Consider the following 687-nt stretch of genomic DNA (forward strand, 5'->3'; position numbering starts at 1 on the left):
GGCTTGAGTGCGCCGGCCGCAGATGTTGATCGACCCCGCCACAAGGAGCCGCTGATGGACGAATCTCTTTACCCCCATGCCGGCGCCGAAGTCGCGCGCAAGCGCCGCGAACTGGCGCCCCAGCCGCTCGATGCCTTCAAGGCGTTCAGCGCCAGCGTGTTTGCCGATGGTGCTTTGAACGGCAAGACCAAGCAGTTGATCGCGGTGGCGGTAGCCCATGTCACCCAATGCCCGTACTGCATTCGCGGCCACACGCAAGCGGCGCTGAAGGCGGGCGCGAGCGAGCAGGAGATCATGGAGGCGATCTGGGTGGCCGCCGAAATGCGCGCCGGCGGCGCCTATGCCCATTCGGCGCTGGCTATCGACACCATGCTGCAGGCGCACCAGCACGCTGGGTCAGCGGCTGCTTGAGAGCTATATTTTTGATAGCTTCTAACGCCCGTTTNGAGGCGATCTGGGTGGCCGCCGAAATGCGCGCCGGCGGCGCCTATGCCCATTCGGCGCTGGCTATCGACACCATGCTGCAGGCGCACCAGCACGCTGGGTCAGCGGCTGCTTGAGAGCTATATTTTTGATAGCTTCTAACGCCCGTTTGGCGGGCGTTACAGGGCCTTTTTATCTAAAAGTGCATCAATGGCCCGCACGTCGGCCTCTTGCAGGGTGCCGGCCGCCTGGCGCAGCCGGAGC

Annotated in this window: 1 protein-coding gene; it reads left to right on the forward strand. The window is 64.0% G+C overall.

Features of this window, described 5'->3' with window-relative positions; all coding sequences use genetic code 11:
- The first annotated feature begins 54 nt into the window (after positions 1 to 54).
- The gene (locus tag QZH66_RS17710) at positions 55 to 411 is read left to right on the forward strand and encodes a carboxymuconolactone decarboxylase family protein (RefSeq protein WP_305807131.1); all 357 of its coding nucleotides are present in this window, start codon (positions 55 to 57) and stop codon (positions 409 to 411) included.
- Positions 412 to 687: the final 276 nt, after the last annotated feature.

This window comes from Stenotrophomonas sp. YIM B06876, assembly GCF_030711595.1.
Lineage (GTDB): Bacteria > Pseudomonadota > Gammaproteobacteria > Xanthomonadales > Xanthomonadaceae > Stenotrophomonas.